Origin of the sequence: Flectobacillus sp. BAB-3569, assembly GCF_002270355.1 — a bacterium.
Classification (GTDB): domain Bacteria; phylum Bacteroidota; class Bacteroidia; order Cytophagales; family Spirosomataceae; genus Flectobacillus; species Flectobacillus roseus.
Map to the genome: position 1 here is coordinate 384,319 of NZ_NJFZ01000003.1, position 23,727 is coordinate 408,045.

The following is a 23,727-nucleotide window of genomic DNA, read 5'->3' on the forward strand; positions in this document are numbered from 1 at the left end:
TTTAAACAGTGAACCGAACTACTAAATTGGATGTCGTACATCCGTGCTACAATCCCCACGAAGGTTGGGAAAAGGAGCTTTTACATTATTATAAAATATTTGTCTCGCAACTCCCTTCTCAGGTGGAGGTTAAATTGTATTTGGTTGATGATGGTTCTATCAGAGGAGTAACAGGAGCCCATTTGCAATATCTCCAAGAAAATATCCCTTCTTTCGAGTATGTTACGTATTCCCAAAATAGGGGAAAAGGATTTGCTTTGCGTACTGCTATCGCCAAAACACAAGGCGATTTGATTATTTATACCGATGCCGATTATCCGTATCGTATGGAAAACGCTTGGGAGATGTTTAGGTTATTGAACGACGAAAATTATGATGTGGTTTTGGGCGTTCGTGACGACCATTATTATAGTCAATTACCATTTTTGAGAAAAGTATTCTCTTTGTCCTTACGCACGATGAACCATGTTTTTTTCCCATCGATGTTTGTAAAAGATACCCAATCAGGCTTAAAAGGATTTAATCAAAAAGGGAAAGAAGTGTTTCTCAAAACTCATATCAACTCGTTTTTATTTGATATGGAGTTTGTGGTATTGGCGTCACGTCGTAAAGATTTACGACTGGCCAAAATACAAGTACATGTACGCGATGGCATAAGTTTTTCACAAATGAGCTGGAAAACGATTAAACAAGAACTACTGAGTTTTCAAAATATTTTTAGTCGAAGTAAATAAGAGATAGAAGTGATGAGTTTTGAGTTTGGAGTGATGAGTTTGGAATGATGAGTCGAACCGAGTACTGCCCTCACTGCCCTTGTTGGAGTTTTCTCCAACAAGCATTTGCGTCAGCTACTGAGCAATTATGAGATGATTAACTTATTGGTTTTTAGACACTTATGTTCACAATTCATAACTCATAATTCAGCACTAATACGGAATTCTACTAATTTTTTTTATTTTTATGCTAAAAGCAATCTTAACATTTGACGTAGAAGAGTTTGATGTGCCTTTGGAATACGGTCAACAAATCACGATGGAGGAACAGATAGAGGTTTCGACTCGTGGGACATTGCTTTTGAAGGCATTATTAGATAAACATCAAGTAAAAAGTACTATTTTTTGTACAGGACAATATGCACTTTCTCAGCCTGAGTTATTGAAAACTTTGGCCGAAAAACATGAAATTGCTTCGCATGGAATGTATCACAGTAGTTTTGATGCTAAAGTTGATTTACCCGCTTCCAAAAAGTTACTTTCTCAAATCACAGGACAGTCTGTTGAAGGATTCCGAATGGCGAGGATGATGCCTGTCGAAAATCAGGATATTGCGGATGCTGGATATGTGTATAATGCTTCCTTGAATCCAACTTTTTTGCCAGGACGTTACAACCATTTAGATAAACCGAAGCTCCCTTTTGTACAGGATAAACTATGGCAAATTCCTGCCACGGTTACCCCAAACTTGCGTTTCCCGATGTTTTGGTTGAGTTTCAAAAACTTACCCTTTAGCGTTTACAAAATGTTTTCTACTAGCGCTCTCAATCGCTATGGGATTATTAATTTGTATTTCCACCCTTGGGAGTTTACCGACCTTTCTGCTTACACCACTATTCCCGCGTATGTGCGTAAGCATTCAGACAGCGTACTTTTACAGCGTTTGGATGACTATATTACTTGGCTAAAAGCGAAAGGAGTCACCTTCATTACGATGAAGGAATATGTGGAGGAGTTGAAGCAGAAAAAATAAAGTATTTGAAAAACGCTCAAGTAAAGCCATTGAATATCTAATAAAATTCTCTTTCCAACCGCTAGATACATAGATAGTAATTTTTATGAAATTTGACTTTTTGCTCAATAAGCGCAACATCTTGTTTATTTGGATTGCCGTGGCAGTAGCAATGGCCATGAAGCAATACTTTACGGGCGATAATCCGCATGCGCATATCAACAACTTCATTATTTTCAGAACGAGCTTCTGGCACTTGATTCATCAGGAGCACTTGTACGCTTATCATCCTGACGAATATGTAGATTTGTTTTTGTACGGACCACCTTTTGCGGTTATGATAGCGCCTTTAGCCCTATTGCCTACTTTAGCAGGAGTAATTTTGTGGAATGTTGCTAATGCGGTAGCATTACTTTTTGCTATTTATGAATTACCTTCTTTTGACGAAAAAACCAAGGCTATTATGTCGTGGCTTTGTCTGAATAGTTGTATTACTAGCCTTATCAATGTGCAGTATCATGGTATTGTGACCGCCTTGATTATTTTGGCATATACTTTTATCAAAAAAGAAAAAGACTTTTGGGCTGCCTTTTGTATTGTGCTGGGTACAATGACCAAACTGTATGGCGTAGTAGGTTTGGCATTTTTCTTTTTCTCCAAAAATAAACTTAAACTTATTGCCTCAGGCTTGTTTTGGATAGCGGTGTTGTTTGTATTGCCAATGGCGTTTAGTTCGCCAACTTATATCCTTCAGACTTACCAAGAATGGTTTGAAGTATTGGTGAAAAAGAATGCTATCAATGAGGTTTTGACGAATCCTTATCAAGATCTTTCGGTGATGGGTATGGTACGAAGATTGGCGCAAGATGCTAGTATTTCAAATTTATGGTATATCCTACCAGCGGTTTTGGTTTTTTCGCTGTCATATATACGAATCAACTTGTTTTTCAATACCCGTTATCAATTATTGCTTTTATGCTCAACGTTGATGTTGGTCGTTTTGGCAAGTACAGGCACCGAAGCATCTACCTTGTTGATTGGATTTGTAGGCGCAGTGATTTGGTATATGCAAAGTGCTAAAACTTCTACCGATAAAGCGTTGTTTATTTTTGCTTTGCTGGTGACAAGTTTTGGACCTACCGACTTGATGCCCAAATATATTAGAAATGAATTTTTAAGAAAATATGCCCTAATGGTTTTACCCATGTTACTAGTTTGGATAAAAGTTCATTGGGAAATGCTGGTGAGTAAGAAAGAGGAGTTTTGAGTGCTGAGTTAGGAATGTTGAGTTTTGAGTGAAGGGACAAAGGAGCAAAGAGTACTGAGTGAAGGCACAAAGTGGCAAAGGCACATAGGCACAAAGTGATTTGAGTTTTGAGTTGGGAATGCAGAGTTTTGAGTTAAGGGACAAAGGCATTTAGGCACAAAGGCACAAAGTGATTTGAGTTTTGAGTTAGGAGTGCAGAGTTTTGAGTTTAAGGGACAAAGGAGCAAAGGCACAAAGTGAATTATTATCTAGTTCGAGACTTAGTCTCGGACTATGTTTTGTTACAGTTTGTAAACTGTTTTAAAAAATGAGTCCAAGACTAAGTCTTGAACTAGAGCGTGTAGAGTTTTGACTGACATATTCCAACTCAAAACTCTACACTCCTCACACAGCACTAAAATCAACTTTGTGCCTATGTGCCTTTGCCACTTTGTGCCTTCACTTAAAACTCTACACTCCTCACACAGCACTAAAATCAACTTTGTGCCTCTGTGCCTTTGTCGCTCTGTGCCTTCACTTAAAACTCTATACTCCTCACACAGCACTAAAACGACTTTGTGCCTATGTGCCTTTGCTCCTTTGTGCCTTCACTTAACATCTATTCTGCAAAAGCAATAATATCGAAGTGTTTCCAATCTAGCATATTTTGTTTTTGAGGAATAGGCGTAATGGCTGCATCTTCTTCAAAATCATCCATTTTGTTGATTTTATAGCCTTTTTGACTAATATAATCAAACAAATCGTGGCGGTCTTGCTCTGATAAATCTTTGAAACATTCAAAAATCAATGTGGGCTTGTACTGGTCAAGAAGCTTACTGATTGATTTCAAGATTTGAATATCATACCCTTCTGCATCTACTTTAATTAAGGAGATTTTACTCACTTCTGGATATTGTGTGTGAATAAAGTTTTGAAGGTTGACGCCTTTTACTTTTTCTCCTAAACCAAATTTTCCATTTTTTCCACTGATTCCACCATTGTTGAAGCTGGCCTCAGAAGAAGCATACGAATACTCGCCTTCTTCCACTGCAATAGCGTAAGGTAAAGGAATAATGTTGGAAATGTGACGATTTTGATCGGCGTTTTTCTGTAAAATTTTAAAAACGTGAGGGTTTGGGTCAAAGGCCAAAACTGTGCCTTGCGCGCCAACTGCCAAAGCCATTGGGAGAGTAGTATCGCCAATGTGTGCGCCGATGTCAATGACAAAATCGCCAGTTTTGAGGAATTTACGATAGAAATTAACCTGACTGAGTGAGATAGTTTTCTCTTGTTCTAAAGGATTTAACCAACAAGTGAAGTTGATATTGCCGATTCCTTCGATTGAGATGACAGAGGTTGCGTCACCATAATCACTAAATTTGCGTTTGGCCACAAACTTAGTGTACTTCTTTTTTAGGTAATTGAACATTTGTATGTGTGTTTAAAGTTGGACTATACTTGCATTAGAGGAAATATACGTTCTGTAAAAATAGCTTTAAATTTGCATAAAAAAGGGTTTATAACATTTTTTAACAATATGCACATTTTGATTTTCCACAATGCAGTATTGCCTGCATTGGAGTACGGAGGAACCGAGCGAGTGGTTTGGTGGTTGGGCAAAGAGTTGACCCAAATGGGGCATCGTGTGTCATTTTTGGTGGCAAAAGGTTCAGAATGTCCATTTGCTGAGGTGCTGTTTTATAATCCCGAGCTTTCATTAAGTCTACAAATTCCTGATTATATCGATGTAGTACATTTGAGTATTCCACCTCCCGAAGATTTCCCGAAGCCTTATATTTATACGGTTCACGGTAATCCAAGAGCTGATGAAGTGCTCGATCACAATGCAGTATTTGTTTCAAAAAATCATGCAGAGCGTCATAATTCAACGGCTTATGTGTTGAATGGAGTCGATTTTGAAGATTATCCCAAACCTTCATTTTCACATCAAAGAGGGCATACTCATTTCTTGGCAAATGCCTCATGGCGAGTGAAAAATGTTAAAGGAGCGATTCATATTGCCAAAAAAGCAAATGAAAAGTTAGCAGTTATGGGCGGGCATCGTCTCAATTTTAAGATGGGATTTCGTTTTACTCCCGATCGCCATGTAAGATTTCATGGAATGGTAGGAGGAAGGGTAAAGTTTGATTTATTACATCGTTCCAAAGCTTTACTATTCCCTGTGTTATGGCATGAGCCATTTGGATTGGCGATTGTCGAAAGTCTTTATATGGGTTGTAGTGTTTTGGGAACGCCCTACGGTTCGCTACCCGAAATTGTAACACCAGAAGTTGGATTTTTATCTATTTCGGAAAATGAGTTGGCTGAGAAGCTGAAAAATATAGCACAGTTTGACCCAAAAATTTGCCATGAATATGCCAGAGATACTTTCACTTCTCGACAAATGGCATTGGGATATTTGCAGTATTTTGAAATGGTTTTATCAGGAAAAAAAATCAACTCGGTTGCACCAAAAGCCCTGTTTGATTATCCTAAATTTTTACCTTACGAAGTAAATTAAAGAGGGCGTAATCTAAGTAATTGAGCAGAATAATATTTAAGTTATGTGTTTAGGCACAAGGCAACAGGCACAAGGCACAGAGTGTTAAAATGTTTTTATTAATCACAGCTATGCTTTTTTCCAAAGCCCACCGCCGAAAGCTGATACCTGAATGCCTTAGGCACAAAAATTAAATTTTATTTTGCCCACTAACTTAGGGTGCACTCTCTTTAGAATTTTATGATGTTTATGGTTTACAACACTCTATAATTTTTATACTCTCCGATTCTCCAACCTGTCGTTTTTTCAATCCACATTTTCACGGAGTTTTTAAAATTGAGTTTCTTTTCTTTGATGTCAAAATCAAAAAGCCAGTTCATACGCTCTACCCGTGCCTGCATGACTTGTGGATGAGAACCGTCGAAGTGTGTTAATGAATCAATTTCGGAATAGTCAAAATCCTCTAATTCTTGTGAAATCTTTTCTACTTTTTGTTCGCTATGCCAAAAGCGACTAGAGCTTTTAATCTTTTCTTTTTGGATTTCGGGAGGTTTTACCCAACCATAATGATAGATAAAGGCATCTATGAGTTTGACTTTGAGCTTTTGGTTATCTTTTGTTCTAAAGCCTTGTGCATCACGGTAAGACAAGACATTGCCTGTATTGCGCACTACTCGAATTTCGCGACGATACCAGCGATGTGCATCGGCTACATAGTTGTAAGAGCCATAAAAATGCAAGTATTTGAATAGTAGTCCTTCCACTTCAGGTTTATGAAGGTTATCTTCCATGGCTTTTTTAATGACAGGGAGGTACTTTTCATGTACCACTTCATCGCCTTGGATATAAAAACACCAGTCAGCATCGGGCGAAATAGCATCCAGCGCTTTATCGGTTTCGACTGCTAGCACACGCCCACCTTCACGTAAAGAATCATCCCAAATCGTTTCAATGATTTTGATTTTGGGCGAATCTATACTTTGTATTAATTCTAATGTACTATCCTCCGAATTTCCTACGGCAACTACCAACTCATCACATATTGGCAATATCGAAGTAATAGCTTCGATGATGGGATAGTCGTATTTGATAGCATTTCGGACAAAAGTAAATCCTGCAATCTTCATTTTTTTGATAGCTTAAATATTGTAGTGGAACCCAATTGAGTGATTGAGTGATTGAGTGATTTGGCGAATGAGTGATTTTTAACAAGATTTATACTTCCAAAATCCAACATTCGGTATTAGGATTGTACGAAAGTTTTTATTGTGTTAAAATGAGTTTTTATTCATTGTTTTTTTGAGGTGTAGCGGCAACCGCAAGGGTTGCCGCTACACCAATTCTATTTTAATGATAAAGCTCAATCTTTGTACAACACTAATTCAATATCCGAAATCAAAAATCCCCAATCTAAAATCCTGTTAGCTTTGCAAGCTGCTTAGTTTGGCGTAATAGCCATTTGGAATTTGCACAAGTTCTTCGTGTGTTCCTTCTTCTACGATTTGTCCTTTGCTAATAACAATGATTTTATCCGCATTTTGGATGGTACTCAAACGGTGAGCAATGACCAAGGTGGTACGGTTTTTCATCAAATTTGTCAACGCTTCTTGTACCAATTTTTCTGATTCGGTATCTAAGGCGGAAGTGGCTTCGTCCAAAATCAAAATTGGAGGGTTTTTCAGTACCGCTCTTGCAATACTCAAACGTTGGCGTTGTCCACCCGACAAACGACTTCCTCGGTCACCAATAACGGTTTGATAACCTTCTGGAGACTGAGAAATAAACTGATGAGCATTCGCAATTTTGGCAGCTTCGATGATTTGTGCTTCCGTAGCGTTGGCACCAAATACGATATTGTTTTCGATCGTATCGTTAAACAAAATAGATTCTTGTGTCACAATCCCCATTTGACGATGTAGCGATTCAGCCGAAATCGCTTTTAGGTCGATACCATCGAGGAGAATTTCGCCACCTGTAGGGTCATAAAAACGAGGAACTAAATCGGCTAGGGTAGATTTCCCACCGCCCGACTCACCAACTAGTGCAACGGTTTGACCTTTTGGAATAGTAAATGAAATATTTTTTAACACATCATTTTCACCATTATAGCTAAATGACACATTTTTAAATTCAATTCCTTTTTCGAAGCTTGGTAAATTAATGGCATTCGGCTGGTCTTGAATTGCAGACTCCGTTTCCATCAAAGCAATAATGCGCTCAGCCGAAGCAACGCCTCTTTGAACACCACTAAAGGCATCAGCGATTACTTTGGCAGGTCTTTGTACTTGTGAAAACAAAGCCAAATAACTAATAAATTCAGACGCTGTAAAGCCACCTTCTTTGTTGATTACCAGTGAGCCACCGTATAACAAAATCCCAGCAATTACCATTACACCCAAAGTCTCAGAAGTAGGAGAGGTCATTTCTTGACGATAAACCATTCTCTGAACCGACTGTTTGTATTTGGTATTCAGGGTATCAAATTGCTTGATAATAGTACCTTCAGCATTAAAGGCTTTTACCACACGCATACCGCCCAATACTTCATCAATCGTACTGATAATCGTACTTAAATTTTCCTGAACCTCTAAAGCTTTTTTACGTAAGCGACGAGTAATCCCTGCAATAGCTCCACCAGAAATAGGTAATATCAGGATAGAGAAAAAGGTCAACTTGGCAGAAAGTGTAAACAAGAATACAAAATATACCACCAAGGCAAATACCTCTTTTAATGAAGCGGTAAAGGCACGAGCAATAGAGTTTTCGATTTCTTGAATATCGGTTGTCAGGTGCGACATCAAATTACCTTTGCGCTCATTGTTGAAAAAACCCAAATGCAAACTAACCGTTTTCTGAAAAACGGCATGTCTCAAACTCGCAATCGTTTCGGATTCAACAGTTTTAAGGATTCTTTGAGAAAGGTAACGGAATACGTTTGAAAGAAAAACGGATACCACAATGATAGCACAGGCAAACTGGAGCGCACCCATACGACCATATACATCCAACATATTGTACAAATAGTAGTTGAAAGTATCAGAGAAAAACTCTTTACTCAAGCTAAAATCAGGAAGTTGCGTAACTCTTTTTTCTGCTTCTCCGCTTTCGACCTGATTAAACAAAACCTTCAATAAAGGCGAAAGTAGGGCAAAGTTGAGTACTCCAAATATGCTGGCTAATAAAGATAGTATGAAATAGGGGGCAATATACTTTTTGAGTGAAGTGGTATATTGTAAAATACTTAAATATGTTTTCAATGAATGATGATTTTGAGTTTGTTTTGAGTTATGAATGGTTTTTAGTTACCCATTGAGATATTATACAAAAGTCGTGTTACAGAAAATCTTACCAATTTAAAGGAGATATGATTACGCGTACGCCCACTGTAAATGTTATCAAATCGAAACTATTAACGACAGGACTGTTAGACAATCCAAGGAAAAAGATTTTGTTGTCTTGCAGAATCATAATCAAGAACTAGAATCCCTGCTATATTAAAAATAGCTTTATAAGCCATAAGTTCTGCCCTAATGGCATCTTGCATAAAGCTTAAATAGCTTGATTGATTTGGTACAACTTTTACTAAATGTACAATATTTATCCTTGTTTGATGATTTGGTAACTGTGGTAAGCAAGTTTGAGTACCAACCCTATTTGAACAAGCCATACATACTGCGTGAATAGATTTTGTTACCAATTCATCAATCCACTTTGCCATTATATCCTGATCATGAAGGTTTTGTGGTCTATATCTTGGATTATTTGGATTGTCAAACGCTTTTAGTTCAACTAGCCAAAGGATATTATTGCTTATATCAAACCATCCAACATCGGTTTCTTTAACTTTTTGAGACTTAATATTTATATAATTTTGACAGGTGCTAAACTGAAAATAATTATTATCAGGGAATTGAACTCTAACACCATTTTCGTCTATCAATTGACTCATAGTATCCCTAAGTTAATTTTTATATCATCATTATACATCGCTAAAGCCTCATTGATTATGCTGTTGTCAGGTAGGATACCTGATTTTAAATCTTCAAAAGTAGTATTGATAGAATTATCGGAAGACTTTTGTATATTCCAACATTTAATATCAATTTGATCTCTTTGCGCACATAAAGCCATTTGTTTAATAACGAAATAGCTATGAGATGCCAAAAAGATTTGAACTCCTGCTTTACTCATTGCTACGAGCATCTCAACCATTTTTCTGATAGCATTTGGATGTAATGCAGTCTCTGGCTCATCCATAAATAATATTGTTCTGTTGCCTAGTTGACGGTTCGTGATTAGAGTCGTTAAAATTCCTATTTTTTTTATCCCCTCAGCCGTTAATTGCATCGAAAATTGCTGATTCCCTTTTTTGAATAAAAAAGGTTGCTCTGGTATCCTAGTTTGCTCTATTCTACCTTCAAAGAGTTCTTCTAAATGTTTATTTACATTACTAAGCTCAGATGCAACTTTGCCCTTCGAACTTTCAAGTCTTAATGCTTTTATAAGATCCAAATAGGTATCATCGAAACCCATACCATAAAAATTATCCCTCATACTGCTAATATCGTTAAAGGCAGTAAGTACTTCCTTTGCAGGGATAAATAAAGCATTGATAGATTGTTCAGGAATACTTTCAACTAGGTCAGTACAGGTAGAAATAGTCTCATCAGTTTTTTCTCCAAATGAAAAATAAATGGATTGCTGATAATTTTTGGATTCGATAGCTATATCAACTTCTAGCTTTTCTTTAGAGCTTTTTTTTACAAGTTCCCCAAGCCCTTTTCTTGGGAAGAAGGTAGATTTTAGTTTTTCGGCTAATTCTTTTTTATAGAGAACGTCGCCAGATTTTCTTTTGAGGCTATAAACCTCTAATGATTTTACAATTGTATAAAGTAGCTTTAATATACCAGTCTTACCTGTGTCATTTTGCCCAATTATCAAATTTATCTGAGGTATATCTTGAAGAAATAGCTCAGAATGTGCCATGAAGTTTTTAACTTTTATTTCCTTAATCATACTAGAATAATATTACATGATGACATCATAAATGATTGATAATGTATGCTTTTTCTTACAAACTTTATGAGACTTATATATAAACATACTCAGCTCATACCCCAATCTAATACTTTACTTGAATACCGTGATAATATTCTTGGGCTTGGTAATCTTTGCGAAGAGGGTGTCCGTCCCAATCTTCTGGCAATAGGATTCTTCGTAAATCTGGATGTCCCTCAAAACGAATACCCACTAGGTCAAAGGCCTCGCGCTCGTGCCAATCGGCAGTACGCCAGATATGACTCAAGGTTGGTACACTTGGTGCAGGTTCATCTTTGGCATTGCGTGGAACAATTACCTTAAGCATCATTTTGTGCTCGTATGGAATGGAGTACAAATTATAAATTACTTCCATCGTCGCTTTTTCGACGCCATTATCCAAAGCTGTAATGCACGACAACATATCGAAGTAACAGTTTTCATTTTCGAATAAAAACTGTGCTACTACGGCAATTTTATCGGTAGAAATATGGAGACACTGATGGTCTTTTCCTAGAATGATATCTGAACCCAATTCAGAAGCAATCAGGTTATTGATTTGTTCGAAAGTCATGTTTGAAGGCGCTAAATAGTGGGCTATTGATTAAGCAGAAGCAAACGCTGGTTTTTGGTTACGAGCCTCTTCCTGTTCCATATCCAAAATAGCTTTAGGAGCTACAATGGTTTCTTGGCGGATTTTTTCTTGTAATTTCAAAAAACCACCAATCAAGGCTTCTGGACGAGGAGGACAGCCTGGCACATATACATCCACAGGAATAATGCGGTCGACACCTTTTACGACATGATAACCATGTTCCCAATATGGACCACCACAGTTAGAGCAACTACCCATCGAAATCACATAGCGAGGTTCTGGCATTTGTTCGTACAAACGACGAATACGGTCGGCCATTTTGAAGGTAACAGTACCCGCTACAATCATCACATCTGATTGGCGCGGCGAAGGGCGTGGAAATACCCCAAAGCGGTCGAGGTCATAACCTGATGCCATGGTTTGCATCATTTCGATAGCACAACAGGCCAAACCAAAGCCCATTGGCCACAACGAACTCAAACGTGCCCAATTGAGCAAGTCTTCAACTTGACTAAGTACAATATTATCTTCTTCGAATTGCTGGTCGAGTAATCCCTTCATATCTGAAAATGTTAGATTGAGGTATGTGATTGATGTTAAGGAATCCCAATGCTAAATCAACAGCACAATATCGTTTTTGATTCCCTAGCCTGCAAAGATACAAACCCCTCTGCAATTATGATGAAGGAAGGGGAAAAAAGGCATAAAGGAACAGGCACAAAGGCACAAAGTGGAGAAGTAAGTTGGGGTGCTTTGTTTGAAGGGAGTTTAATTTATGAGTGAACAGGCACAAAGGCACAAAGTGATTATCATCTTGTATAGTAAAACACTCTGTGCCTTTATGCCTGTTCCCTTTGAAACTCAAAAAAACTACTTCACCACCGTCACATATCCTGTTAGTGCAGGGAGGTTTACGTTGGGTTTGATGACGTAGTAATAGGTACCTGTAGGAATACGCTGTCCCTCTTGGATACCGTCAAACGGCTGAGAATAGCCCTTGGAGTAGAATATTTCATTGCCCCATCGGTTATAAATTTTTACTTCGATATTGGGATATTCATCGATACCATCCAATTCCCAAGTATCATTTATTCTGTCGCCATTGGGGGTAAAAGAATTAGGAATGTCGATTTTGGGATACACAAAAACATTGATTTTATCACTAGCCTTACATCTACTAGTATTGGCTACAACTTCAAGGGTATATTCTTGATGCGAAATGGGTGCTGCTGTAGGGGAAAAGTCGGTTGGATTTAGTAAACCAGTTGTAGGCGACCAAGTAAAACTATATCCTGAACCTTGACTACCCACTACGGGAATTTGTACTTGTTGTCCTCTAAAAATCGTGATATCTTCCCCTAACTGAACTCTGGGAACTCTATCCACGACAGCATTGCTAGTCGCAGAATTTTTACAGCCATCAGCTGAGGTGTATTCATATACAATTGGCCACACACCCGAACCCGCTTTGGATGGGTCAAATACGGAGCCTGTCATTCCTTTTCCAGAAAATACCCCAGCATTGGAGCTAACAGGAGTGACATAAATACTCAAATCTGTTGAAAGATTCTTGGCTTCGCAAAATGAAGGAATGGGGGCGAAGGTAACCGTTGGCTTAGGATATACTCTAATTACAACCTCAGGAGCATTCTTTTTACAACCTTTATCGGAGGTAGCCTGCAACTGATAATTTCCTGATTGAGTTATATTGATAGTCTGATCAGAGCTAAAATTAGCACCATCTTTTTGCCATAACCACGTTGTTCCCGTATTCACGTCGGCTTTGAGGGTTACAACTTCGCCTTCGCAGACCTCAGTTTTGTTTGAAATATTTTGCACGCTCACCTGTGGCAATGGATTTACAGCGATATTGACTGAGGCATCAAATGTACAAAATGGACTAGCTTTCTGGGTAATCACCAATCTGTAAACGCCTGAGCGGTCGTAGGCTGCTTCTCTATTACTAGTAAGTGTAAAATTGTCTAATGTCCAGTCATAGGAAAAATCTGCTGGATTGGCTCCAGAAATACTTGGGGTAATGGTGCCAGGAGCTATGTCTTCACATATGGTTGTACCTAATGAAGGCGCTAAAGACAGTCCAACACCTCCAGCGCCAATAACTCTGGTTAACAATGAGGTTTCTGTAGGCTTACATGTAGCAGTAGGATCCTTGATTTCAACCCTATAATCGCCTGTAACATCGTCGTTGATGCGAAGTTTGTTGGTAGTAGCACCTGATAGAGGGTTACCATTATAATACCATTGGTAGGTAGCGTTGGGATTGGCCTGTGTTTCAAGTACACGGTAACTCCTCTGACAAAGGGTTATGGTGTTTGTATGAGCTGTATTGGCACTTCCTTCAATATAAATTCTAGGTTTTTCTACTTCTTTACAGTCTTTTACTAAAACATCATACTCTACTTGAGCTTGGCTTATGATGTTTCCTCCGATTTTCTGAGTAGCCATAATTTTCATGGCATATAATCCTTCTTTGTTGGGCTGAAACTGTACCGTTCCTGCATTGGATAATACAATAGGAATGCTTGATGCAATGGGCGAACTAGTTGAATATCCTGACAGCCACGTCACTTCTTTGGGAGACGCCAACTGAGGTAATACTAAGGGCGAGCTTGGTGAACTTAAGCCTTTGTAGAGTGGTTCAAATGAATATTCTGTGCTTGTGCCGTTGGAGTTAATCACAGGTAGATTAACAAAGTTGACTTGGTTTAAGCAGTAAAAACTTCCTTGTGCTTCTTGAAATACAGGGGTTTGAGTAATGGCATTGGTGAAGAAAAGATACAGTATTAGGCTTGTACTACTAGGATTAGCAATATTGACTAACTGACTACTTCTACAACAACGCTCCACAATGACATAATACCCGTCAGGGGCTGAAAGTTGAGTAAAGTCGAGTGTGATATTTTTGCCTAGCACTAAGTCTTTTGACTTTAGAGTACCAATATTACAATTGTTGGGATAGTTCAGGTCTATACTGGTAGAAGACCCTCCTGTAAAGTCAATTACCCCAGAAGCATCAATATTCGTAGTAACATCTACATTATCTCTTTTTCGAAAAACCTTAGCTCTTAAATCTTTAGTGAGTGCACCAGATGCCAAATCTGCCTGATTGGTGGCGTTATGTAAAGAGATATATAAATGAACGGTAAGTTGAAATTGATTGGTAGTTCCCGAAACTTTTGAAAGCTGCAAATACCCTCCAACAAAAGGGTCTTGAGCAAACAAAGGTTGCACGGTTGTTATACAAAGTAGGATGATTAATAAACGTAACCTCATTAGCAATTTGGTTTATTATAAGTATTAGGACGTTATTGGTTAATAGGGTATCTGTTATTGGAAAATGCCTTTATCCCATAAAATACTAATAATTAACTCAGACCTTTCACTTAATTGTTTAAAGCAAGAATCTTTCTTATTACTCGTGACTCTAAATTAATGAATAAATCATGTTTGACATCTTTTGAGATACTATCTATTTAGTAAACGCAAAAAGTGTATTCAATTGGATAAAAGGTGTTTGTAAAAATACATAAAAACCTTCTATCTTATTGAATACACTTCTTTTCTTTGAAAACTCTATGGTTGTTCTTTGCTGAAAACAGTTACTTTATTACGGTCAAATACCCCGTTAGCGTAGGCCAATCTTTACGGATTTCGATGACATAGTAATAGGTTGATGATTTAACTTCCTTGTCATCAATAAGTCCTTTGAAAGGATTACTTGCGTAGTCATTGGTGGTAAAGACTTCGTTGCCCCAACGATTAAATAGTTTGACGGAGGCGTTGGGAAATGAGGTAGTGATGTCTGACAAATCCCAAAAATCATTGATGCCATCTTCGTTTGGAGTGAAAGTATTCACGATTTTTCCACTGACAAAAACTTTTACGATTTTTTCATCGGCACATTGAGTGGCATTGTCGGTTACCTTCAAGGCATAATTAGTGGATTGGCTGGGCGTTGCTACTGTTACTGGCGTATTTACCTCACTCAGTCCTGTTGCTGGTGACCACAGTAAAGTATAATCTGCAAGGTTGGTACTGGTTGCCAAACTGCTAGTTAAAGTCGTAGATTCACCCGCTTGAATCGCAACATCAGGACTTAGTGTAAATACTGGTGCTGCACCAATCTTGAGCGTGGCTGTAGCCTTGGATTGACAGCCTGCATTGGCACCAAATGTGTAAGTAATATCATACGAACCAGCTCCGTAGGTAGTAGGATTAATGGTTGTACTGGTCAATGTCGTTCCCCGTGAATCTTTAAAAACTCCGCCTGCGTCGTATGGATTAACAAATTTTGTTAAATCAATCGTTGCAGTAGTTGGCAAACAAATAGGGTCTAAACTAAAAGTAACTGGAGTTGAGGCCGTTCCTGTGACAGTGATATCGCTTGTTTTGGTACAACCTGATACTGTTGAGACCTTTAATTGAAAAGTATTTGTTCCTAAATCTCTTACTTTGATAGAATTACTTTTTTCGTTTGGCATAATGGCATTGTTCTTACTCCAAACGTAATCAAAGTCTGAGCTATTGAGAGCACTTATTACAAAATCATCCGAATCACAGTAATCAGTCAAACCGCTACTAGTAGTTAGTGTGGCGTTTGGCTGAGTAGGATAGTCAATGGTTTTTTTCAAAATATAGGTACAGTTATTTGCGCCAGTAGCTGCATTTCTCAATGTGACAGTATATTCAATTTTTTGAGCCTGAGTAGGAAGTGGGAATTCATCTACTGCAAAATTGGTAATATCATATTGAATACCATTAAACGTTTTTGTTTGTTTTACACCATCGATATACCATGTATAAAGAAAATCAGTTTCTTGAAAAGTAGAACCAGGAGGGTTTTCTTTCACATTTAAGAGAAACTTTGTGCAAGCATCACGATACACATGACTTAAGTATAAATCCAGCCCAGGTCTTTCTGTCAAGGTTACATTTGAAGAGGCCTTAGGAAGTCCACAACCATTTTTGGCTGATACCAAAACGGTATAGGTTCCTGCGCCTTCAGCTTTTACTTTGGATTCCGTCGCACCAGCGATGTTTAAGCCATCTTTTTGCCATTGATAGGTATAATTGCTATTGGCGGTAGTCGACAAGTCGATATAGCCATTTTTACAAACGGTTCCTGTACTAATAGGACTTCCAGAAGCATCACTAATCACGGGCGTGGCAGATACCGCTGCAGAACAGTCTATTACTTTTAAGACAAAATCTCTACGAGTTTTGCCAATCGTTACACCATTCCTTTTTTCTGTAACTTCCACACAAAACAAATACGTGCCCACTGTACTGGCTGTGACCGATAATATACCCGAAGCATTGACACTCAGCGCAGGACTCCCCGGGATTTGAGCGGTAGCACTGCTTCCGCCTGCCCAGCTTACCGTTGCATAACTGCCCGAACCCGTTGGGGGTGGGTTACTATTTGAGCTTGTCGAAGAACCTTTGTAGGGTGTCACCAAGGCGTAAGATAGTTGGTCGTTGTCACGATCGCTTGCTCCAAAATCATAGCTAAATGCTTGTCCTTTACAAATATAGGCGCCTATAATAGCATGAAATTCGGGAGAGGAATTATAGAACTCATTACCAGACTGCTTAAGCGCAGGAAACTCCAAGTAAAACAAAGCTCCCGTTGAGGTCGGACTGCTAATATTAGTTACGTTGGCTCTGCAGCATTTTTCAACAACAACATAGTATCCTCCAGCATCTGCATAGTCGGCAGAAGACACCACGAAATCGCTTTCGTAGTCTACTTGCAAAATGCCAAGTTGTTGACTATTAGCACAATCTTGATTGTTGAAGGGGACATCTTTCCCTGTGAGCGATGAAGCTTTGAGCGTGAGCGAAGCCTTGAGTGCGTTATTACTTTTCTGAAAAATACCTACCTTAAGATTATCATCACTGCTAGTTGGCGCGCCACCAGATTTGTCATAATACACATGAAGTAATAGACGAAATTTTCCATTTGTAGTGCTACTTCTGCTGATTAGTTCTAAATTACCACCCAGCACCGAAGCTGCGTGTACATAATTCGAGATAATCATACATAAACAAAAGCTTAAACACCTGAAAATGTGCTTGGTCATTTGAAATAAGGGCTTATAGTGTTGTGTTACATTAAGCGGATTCACTAAAGCTGGCGGGCCTTAAGTAATTTCTAGCAATAATTGTGCTAGAACAACTCATTCATACTTGTTGACGATAGAAACTATAAAGCAATAGAGGATAAAAGGGTAGATGGGGGAGTGGGGTAATTACCACAAAACTCTTAAATTATGGCGTAAATAAGCAAATGAATGTTTTTACAAAAGTAATATATACAATAAAAGAAATATAGCTCAAAGGTTTTGATATTACGATTTTGTAAATGGTTAATAATCAGTTATAAAATGGTATTTATAACCTTTTGAGATAGTTACTTGTTAAAAACTAATCATAATAAATATACAAAATATTTAGGAAGATAAAAAGGGCTCAATGGTTGTTTAACATGAAAGATATGTGAGAAGAAGTTAAATTTGTAAATATTTTACATCGCATTTACCTGAGACCCAATTGACGAAAGTGCAAAGCGTAAAATAAAGACTTTTCGCTCCTGAGCCTTTGTCACTTAAAAATAACAACATGCAAAACGATTTTTTTGAAACTAGAATTGAGTTACTCCGAAATGTTGGTCCACAGCGAGGACAATTGCTCAATACAGAGTTGCAGATTTTTACTTTTGGGGATTTGATTCAGTACTATCCATTTCGATATGAAGATCGAACGCAGTTTCATCACATATCCGAATTGACAGAGGACATGGAATATGCCCAAATCAAAGGTCGTTTGCGCACGCTTGAGAAGGTAGGAGAGGGTTTCAAACAAAGATTGACTGGGACTTTTACCGACGGTACAGGGTCAATGGAATTGACTTGGTTTCAGGGAATTACTTGGCTTGAAAAGCACCTTCGTATGGGAGCTGAATATGTACTTTTTGGGAAGCCATCCTTTTTTCAGGGACGTCCACAAATGCAACATCCTGAACTGGAATTGCTGAATGGTACAAACGAAAAAGGAGGCTATTACCAACCCGTTTATAGTGTTACCGAAAAACTTCGTAAAAAGTATATCGAGTCCAAACAGATTGCGATGATGCAAAGGGCTTTATTAGAAAAAGCCTATCCACTGATTCGAGAAAACTTACCTACATTTTTGCTGCAAAAATATCGTTTGGTTGCCAAACGAGACGCCATTTATAATATTCACCTGCCACACTCTGACCAATGGCTTCATCAGGCTCGTCGACGCTTGAAGTTTGAAGAATTATTTTATAATCAATTACGTCTTATCAAACAAAAAGTGCTACGCCGAGTTGATTATGAAGGTCAGATATTTAAAAGTGCAGCTTTACTAAAAACTTTTTACGATGAGTATCTTCCCTTTCCGTTGACAAATGCACAAAAGCGAGTAATTAAAGAAATCTTCGCAGATATGCGCATGGGACGACAAATGAATCGCTTGTTGCAAGGTGATGTAGGTTCGGGAAAAACCATCGTGGCTTTTATCTGTATGTTGCTGGCAATCGACAACGGTGCGCAGGCTTGTTTGATGGCGCCTACCGAAATTTTGGCTGACCAACATTATCAAGGTCTAAAAGAGTTTGCCGAACTGTTAGGTATCAGAATCGAAAAACTCACAGGGTCGACCAAGAAAAAAGCTCGTGCTTTGATTCATGAAGGGCTCTTGGATGGTTCGGTGAAAATCATTGTTGGAACGCACGCTTTACTTGAAGATATTGTGCAATTCCAAAATTTAGGACTTTGTGTAATTGATGAGCAACATCGATTTGGCGTAGCACAGCGGGCTAAACTTTGGGAAAAAAACAAATATATGCACCCGCATATCTTGGTCATGACGGCCACACCGATTCCAAGAACCTTGGCAATGACACTTTATGGGGATTTGGATGTTTCGGTGATAGATGAATTGCCTAAAGGTCGCAAGCCTATCAAAACCGTTCACCGTTACGACTCTCATCGTCTCAATGTTTTCGGTTTTATGCGTGATGAAATCCAGAAAGGGCGACAGGTTTATGTGGTTTATCCTTTGATTGAAGAATCCGAAAAGTTGGATTATAAAGACTTGATGGATGGCTATGAAAGCATAGTAAGAGCATTTCCAGAATATCAGGTAAGTATCGTGCACGGAAAAATGAAGCCTGCCGATAAGGATTTTGAAATGCAAAGATTCGTAAAGGCCGAAACTCAAATTATGGTTGCCACGACGGTGATTGAGGTAGGAGTAAACGTTCCCAATGCTTCAGTAATGGTGATTGAAAGTGCCGAAAAATTTGGTTTGGCACAGTTACATCAGCTTAGAGGAAGGGTAGGGCGTGGTGCCGAACAAAGTTTTTGTATTCTGATGACCGATTTCAAACTGTCAAAAGATAGTCGTACACGTATCGAAACAATGGTACGCACCACCGACGGTTTCGAAATAGCTGATGTAGACTTACAGTTGCGAGGACCTGGGGATATTTCGGGTACACAGCAAAGTGGTATTATCGATTTGCAAATTGCAGACTTGGCGAAAGATGGCGAAATACTGAAAGTAGCAAGAGAATGTGCTCAAGCCATTTTAGAGGCCGATCCCAATTTGAGTGCAGAAGAACATGCCATGATTCGTGAGCAAATAGACTCGCTAAAAACGAACCAAAGTAACTGGTCGAGAATTAGTTAAATTTAGAATGAACGCGGAAAATTGTATAAGAGTTTAGATAAAGTTGCTATATTTGACTATACCAATCTAAATAAATACCTTTCTCGTAAGTTAATGGACAAAATAAAATTAACTTTACCCGCAATAGGCATTAAGCTATATGCTATAGGCAAAAAATATTTTTAACAAAATCATAAATACAATTTTTGCCTAATGCCTACGGCTTATTGCCTAGAGCGTATTAATGCAATTTTATTTTGCACTAATACTTAATTATATAGGAAAATCTAAAAACAGCAATCCCAAATCTACGATTGTAAAAGTTAGTTATGAATAATTCAATTAGTAAAATCCAAGAAGCAATAGCCCCTTTGAGAGAGGCATTGACCGATCACTCAGTATATCATCAAATCAATCAAATCGAACATTTGCAGCTTTTTATGCAAGACCATATTTTTGCAGTATGGGATTTTATGTCGATTCTCAAGGCTCTTCAACGTAACCTTACTTGTGTCGAAGTACCTTGGGTTCCTGTAGGTAGCGCCGAAACCCGTTATTTGATTAATGAAATTGTCAATGGCGAAGAAAGTGATGTTGACGAAGCTGGTGTGCGTATGAGCCATTTTGAGTTGTATCTGGATGCTATGAGACAATCAGGTGCAGACTTATCGCAAATCGAACAGTTTTTGGCTTTATTATCACAAAAAACGAGTGTTTCAGAAGCATTGGATATTGTAGGAGTGAGCCAAAGTGTAAAAGATTTTGTCAACTTTACATTTGAAGTAATTGCTACCAACCAGCCACATATCCAAGCCGCAGTATTTACATTTGGTCGTGAAGATTTGATTCCAGATATGTTTATTGCCATGGTGAAAGACCTACACGCCGAAATGCCAGAGCGTATTGCCAAGTTTAGATATTACCTTGAGCGTCATATCGAAGTAGACGGCGATCACCATAGTCATTTGGCGATTCAGATGGTAACAGAACTTTGCGGAACAGACGAAACAAAATGGCATGAGGCGCTGACCTATTCAGAGAGAGCTTTACAGATGCGTAAAGTACTTTGGGACGGCGTAGAAGCTAAAGTGCAAGCAGTTGAGGTATAGTAAATAAGCAAAGAATCAATAACATTGAGTATTCTCGAAATAAAACTGCGATTTTTAAGAAAATCTCCATATTGGTAGAATCCATTTTTTTAGATAGTCGATAAGTTGATAAAAAGCGGAAAGTCCTGTATAACAAGGCTTTCCGCTTTTTGTTTTTCAGATATTTTAAAAAAACATCAAAAGACCGTTTTCACAATACCTGATTCTAGGAAATGTAAAATAATTCCTTTTGCTAAATTATTAGTAGATAGGACGGTAATTCAAAGTGCTTCTTGTAAATTTGCAACTCTTATAGCAAAACACAATTTTCAATTCACAAAACAACGTTTAAACCAATGTTAAATCTCGTCTTGTTTGGACCTCCGGGGGCAGGTAAAGGAACACAGTCAGCCAAATTGATTGAAAAATACAATTTAGTACACATTTCTACGGGCGATATGTTCCGTGGGCATATTGCCAACGATACCGAGCTTGGTAAGCGTGTAAAACAAATTCTTGCAGATGGACTTTTGGTTCCAGATTCGATTACTATCGAAATGTTGGAAGAAGAAGTGAAAAATAATCCACAAGCAGAAGGGTTTATCTTTGACGGATTCCCAAGAACAGTTCCTCAGGCTGAAGCTTTAGATGCTTTCTTAGAGAAAAATGGACAAAGTATCAACGGCGTTGTTCAGTTGGATGTTACAGAAGACGAAATCAAAACTCGTATCGCTGAGCGTCAAAAAGTAAGTGGACGCGCTGATGACGATGCAGAGAAACTTTTGAAAAGAATTGACGAATATTTCTCAAAAACCATCCATGTATTACCATACTACGAAGCACAAGGTAAAGTGAGTAAAGTAGACGGTATTGGTGCTATCGAAGAAATTTTCCAAAATATTTGTAGTGCAATCGATGCAGTAAAATAGTTAGCTATTCATAACTCCACGCTCATCATTTACCACATATACAACTAGGCTTTTGACAAATCAAATCTTGGATTCCTTTGTCTAAAGCCTAGTTTATTAAGTAATCGTAAGGTATATGATTTAGGCAACAGGCACGAGGCACAAGGCAAAGAGTGTTAAGTCGTTTTTTAATAACAATAGATATGTTTTGCTGAATGCCCAAAGCTGAAATCCGTTACCTGAAAGCCCAAAGCACAATCTTAAATTTTATTTTGCTTACTAATTTATAACTCAGTAGACCCAAGCGTAAAACAGAAGAACTGCTTTACGAAATAACGTAATTTGCTATCCCGATTAATTAGTTATTTACTTCCTTATAGGTCAATGCCTTAGAATTGCTTATTTTTGCAAAAGGATACAATAGAAGCTGCCAATTCTTATTCAATCTCGCTGAAAATAAGTCCATAGCCAGTGGCTGTTGGTCTTCAGCTAGGTCAAAAACCTAACCCCAAGTTTTATAGGAGATACGCTGTCAATAAAGTTGAAATGTAGAATAAGACTTTATCATGACAAAAATCCCTCATTGAACTATCAGATTGCAGAAGGGGTTTTCTAAAGACTGATAACTCCTGACCACTCTGCTTGAAAATCTCAATAAATAGTATTAACCATTACAATTGGCCGAAATCATAGGCCCTTTATAAATCTCAATTAGTAATTATGACATCAAACTTCATTGACTACGTAAAAATCAACGTTCGCTCTGGACATGGTGGTGCAGGTTCAACTCACTTTCGTCGTGAAAAGCACGTTCCCAAAGGTGGACCAGACGGTGGCGATGGTGGTCGTGGAGGACATATTATCCTCAAAGGGAATGCCCAACACTGGACACTTCTCCACTTAAAATATCAAAAACACATTTTTGCCAAAGACGGAAACGGAGGCGAAGGTGGTCGTCGTACTGGCGCACAAGGTCAAGATATGTACATCGAAGTTCCATTAGGAACGATTGCAAAAGACCCTGAGACAGGAGAAGTTTTGGCAGAAGTTACCAAAGACGGACAAGAAGTAGTCTTGTTGCATGGCGGTAGAGGAGGTTTGGGTAATGTGCACTTCAAAAGCTCAACCAATCAAGCACCACATCATTCTCAGCCTGGCGAAGATGGCGAAGATATGTGGGTGGTACTTGAATTAAAAGTATTGGCCGATGTAGGTCTTGTTGGTTTCCCAAATGCAGGAAAATCAACCTTATTGTCGGTGCTTTCTGCTGCAAAACCAGAAATCGCTGATTATCCATTTACAACATTGGTTCCAAACCTTGGTGTAGTTTCTTATCGTGATTTCAAATCGTTTGTTATGGCTGATATTCCTGGTATTATCGAGGGAGCAGCTGAAGGCAAAGGATTAGGAACACGCTTTTTGCGTCATATCGAGCGTAACTCTATCTTATTGTTTTTGATTCCAGCTACGGCCGAAGACATTACAGAGGAATACAGGATTTTGCTGAATGAGCTTAAAGAATACAATCCAGCCTTGTTGGATAAAGAACGTATGATTGCCATTTCGAAGATGGACTTAGTGACGGAAGACGAAGATTTAGCAAGAATCAAAACACAGATTCCAGAGAACCTTCCTTTCGTAATGATTTCATCAGTGATGCAACAAGGACTTATGGAGTTGAAAGATATGATTTGGGGCTCGTTACAAAAAGCTCAAGAATTATTCGTACAGCCAGAAGAAGAGAATGAAGAAGCAGCTCCCTCTGAAGAATAAATTTTGAAATAGACAACTTGTAGATATACGGCATTAGGCCTTAAGCTTTATGCCGTATGCTAAAAGTCTGGATGAATTTCTAGCGAACAATAGAAACTTTTTTCCTAATGCCTACCGCTTATAGCCTAAAGCATACT

At 38.4% G+C, this 23,727-nt stretch carries 17 protein-coding genes; 8 read left to right on the plus strand and 9 right to left on the minus strand.

The genetic code is table 11. The features are described 5' to 3' along the window. Positions 1-8: 8 nt before the first annotated feature. The 3 genes from BWI92_RS02595 to BWI92_RS02605 all read left to right on the plus strand — a co-directional run bounded on the left by BWI92_RS02595 (position 9) and on the right by BWI92_RS02605 (position 2,992). Entirely contained in the window at positions 9-734 is a 726-nt protein-coding gene (locus tag BWI92_RS02595; RefSeq protein WP_095160563.1) for a glycosyltransferase family 2 protein, read from the plus strand. A 226-nt stretch (positions 735-960) separates the two neighbouring features. After that, positions 961-1,746 (plus strand): polysaccharide deacetylase family protein, encoded by a 786-nt coding sequence (locus BWI92_RS02600; protein WP_095160564.1) that lies wholly within the window; start codon positions 961-963, stop codon positions 1,744-1,746. Positions 1,747-1,831: 85 nt separating this feature from the next. Next, on the plus strand, positions 1,832-2,992 hold the full coding sequence (locus tag BWI92_RS02605) for a glycosyltransferase family 87 protein (RefSeq protein ID WP_095160565.1): 1,161 nt from the start codon (positions 1,832-1,834) through the stop codon (positions 2,990-2,992). A 598-nt stretch (positions 2,993-3,590) separates the two neighbouring features. Here BWI92_RS02605 and BWI92_RS02610 read toward each other — a convergent pair. Then, positions 3,591-4,400 (minus strand): FkbM family methyltransferase, encoded by an 810-nt coding sequence (locus BWI92_RS02610; protein WP_095160566.1) that lies wholly within the window; start codon positions 4,398-4,400, stop codon positions 3,591-3,593. A gap of 108 nt (positions 4,401-4,508) precedes the next feature. Between BWI92_RS02610 and BWI92_RS02615 the strand changes: the two genes are divergently transcribed. After that, the gene (locus BWI92_RS02615) at positions 4,509-5,492 is read left to right on the plus strand and encodes a glycosyltransferase (protein ID WP_095160567.1); all 984 of its coding nucleotides are present in this window, start codon (positions 4,509-4,511) and stop codon (positions 5,490-5,492) included. A 233-nt stretch (positions 5,493-5,725) separates the two neighbouring features. Here the strand turns inward: BWI92_RS02615 and BWI92_RS02620 are convergent, their stop codons facing one another. From BWI92_RS02620 to BWI92_RS02655, 8 genes are all read right to left on the minus strand, one after another. Further along, positions 5,726-6,598: a glycosyl transferase gene (locus tag BWI92_RS02620; protein WP_095160568.1), complete on the minus strand. Its 873-nt coding sequence runs from the start codon at positions 6,596-6,598 to the stop codon at positions 5,726-5,728. Between the two features lie 294 nt (positions 6,599-6,892). After that, positions 6,893-8,728, minus strand: a complete 1,836-nt coding sequence (locus tag BWI92_RS02625; RefSeq protein WP_095160569.1) for an ABC transporter ATP-binding protein — start codon at positions 8,726-8,728, stop codon at positions 6,893-6,895. A gap of 167 nt (positions 8,729-8,895) precedes the next feature. Continuing rightward, positions 8,896-9,420 (minus strand): hypothetical protein, encoded by a 525-nt coding sequence (locus BWI92_RS02630; protein ID WP_095160570.1) that lies wholly within the window; start codon positions 9,418-9,420, stop codon positions 8,896-8,898. Then, a complete protein-coding gene (locus BWI92_RS02635; protein WP_095160571.1) occupies positions 9,417-10,487 on the minus strand; it encodes an ATP/GTP-binding protein in 1,071 nt (356 codons plus the stop codon). The genes BWI92_RS02630 and BWI92_RS02635 overlap by 4 nt, the downstream gene beginning before the upstream one ends. A gap of 106 nt (positions 10,488-10,593) precedes the next feature. After that, on the minus strand, positions 10,594-11,082 hold the full coding sequence (locus tag BWI92_RS02640) for an NADH-quinone oxidoreductase subunit C (RefSeq protein ID WP_095160572.1): 489 nt from the start codon (positions 11,080-11,082) through the stop codon (positions 10,594-10,596). Positions 11,083-11,112: 30 nt separating this feature from the next. Beyond that, on the minus strand, positions 11,113-11,664 hold the full coding sequence (gene nuoB, locus BWI92_RS02645; protein WP_095160573.1) for an NADH-quinone oxidoreductase subunit NuoB: 552 nt from the start codon (positions 11,662-11,664) through the stop codon (positions 11,113-11,115). Between the two features lie 309 nt (positions 11,665-11,973). Next, positions 11,974-14,397: a gliding motility-associated C-terminal domain-containing protein gene (locus BWI92_RS02650; RefSeq protein ID WP_095160574.1), complete on the minus strand. Its 2,424-nt coding sequence runs from the start codon at positions 14,395-14,397 to the stop codon at positions 11,974-11,976. A gap of 326 nt (positions 14,398-14,723) precedes the next feature. Further along, entirely contained in the window at positions 14,724-17,165 is a 2,442-nt protein-coding gene (locus tag BWI92_RS02655) for a gliding motility-associated C-terminal domain-containing protein (protein WP_176464341.1), read from the minus strand. A 580-nt stretch (positions 17,166-17,745) separates the two neighbouring features. Between BWI92_RS02655 and recG the strand changes: the two genes are divergently transcribed. From recG to obgE, 4 genes are all read left to right on the plus strand, one after another. After that, on the plus strand, positions 17,746-19,842 hold the full coding sequence (recG, locus tag BWI92_RS02660; protein WP_095160576.1) for an ATP-dependent DNA helicase RecG: 2,097 nt from the start codon (positions 17,746-17,748) through the stop codon (positions 19,840-19,842). 308 nt (positions 19,843-20,150) lie between these two features. Then, complete coding sequence (locus BWI92_RS02665; protein WP_095160577.1) at positions 20,151-20,930, plus strand: DUF3050 domain-containing protein; 780 nt, start codon at positions 20,151-20,153, stop codon at positions 20,928-20,930. A 335-nt stretch (positions 20,931-21,265) separates the two neighbouring features. Next, the gene (locus tag BWI92_RS02670) at positions 21,266-21,838 is read left to right on the plus strand and encodes an adenylate kinase (protein WP_095160578.1); all 573 of its coding nucleotides are present in this window, start codon (positions 21,266-21,268) and stop codon (positions 21,836-21,838) included. Positions 21,839-22,534: 696 nt separating this feature from the next. Beyond that, the gene (gene obgE / locus BWI92_RS02675; RefSeq protein WP_095160579.1) at positions 22,535-23,590 is read left to right on the plus strand and encodes a GTPase ObgE; all 1,056 of its coding nucleotides are present in this window, start codon (positions 22,535-22,537) and stop codon (positions 23,588-23,590) included. Positions 23,591-23,727: the final 137 nt, after the last annotated feature.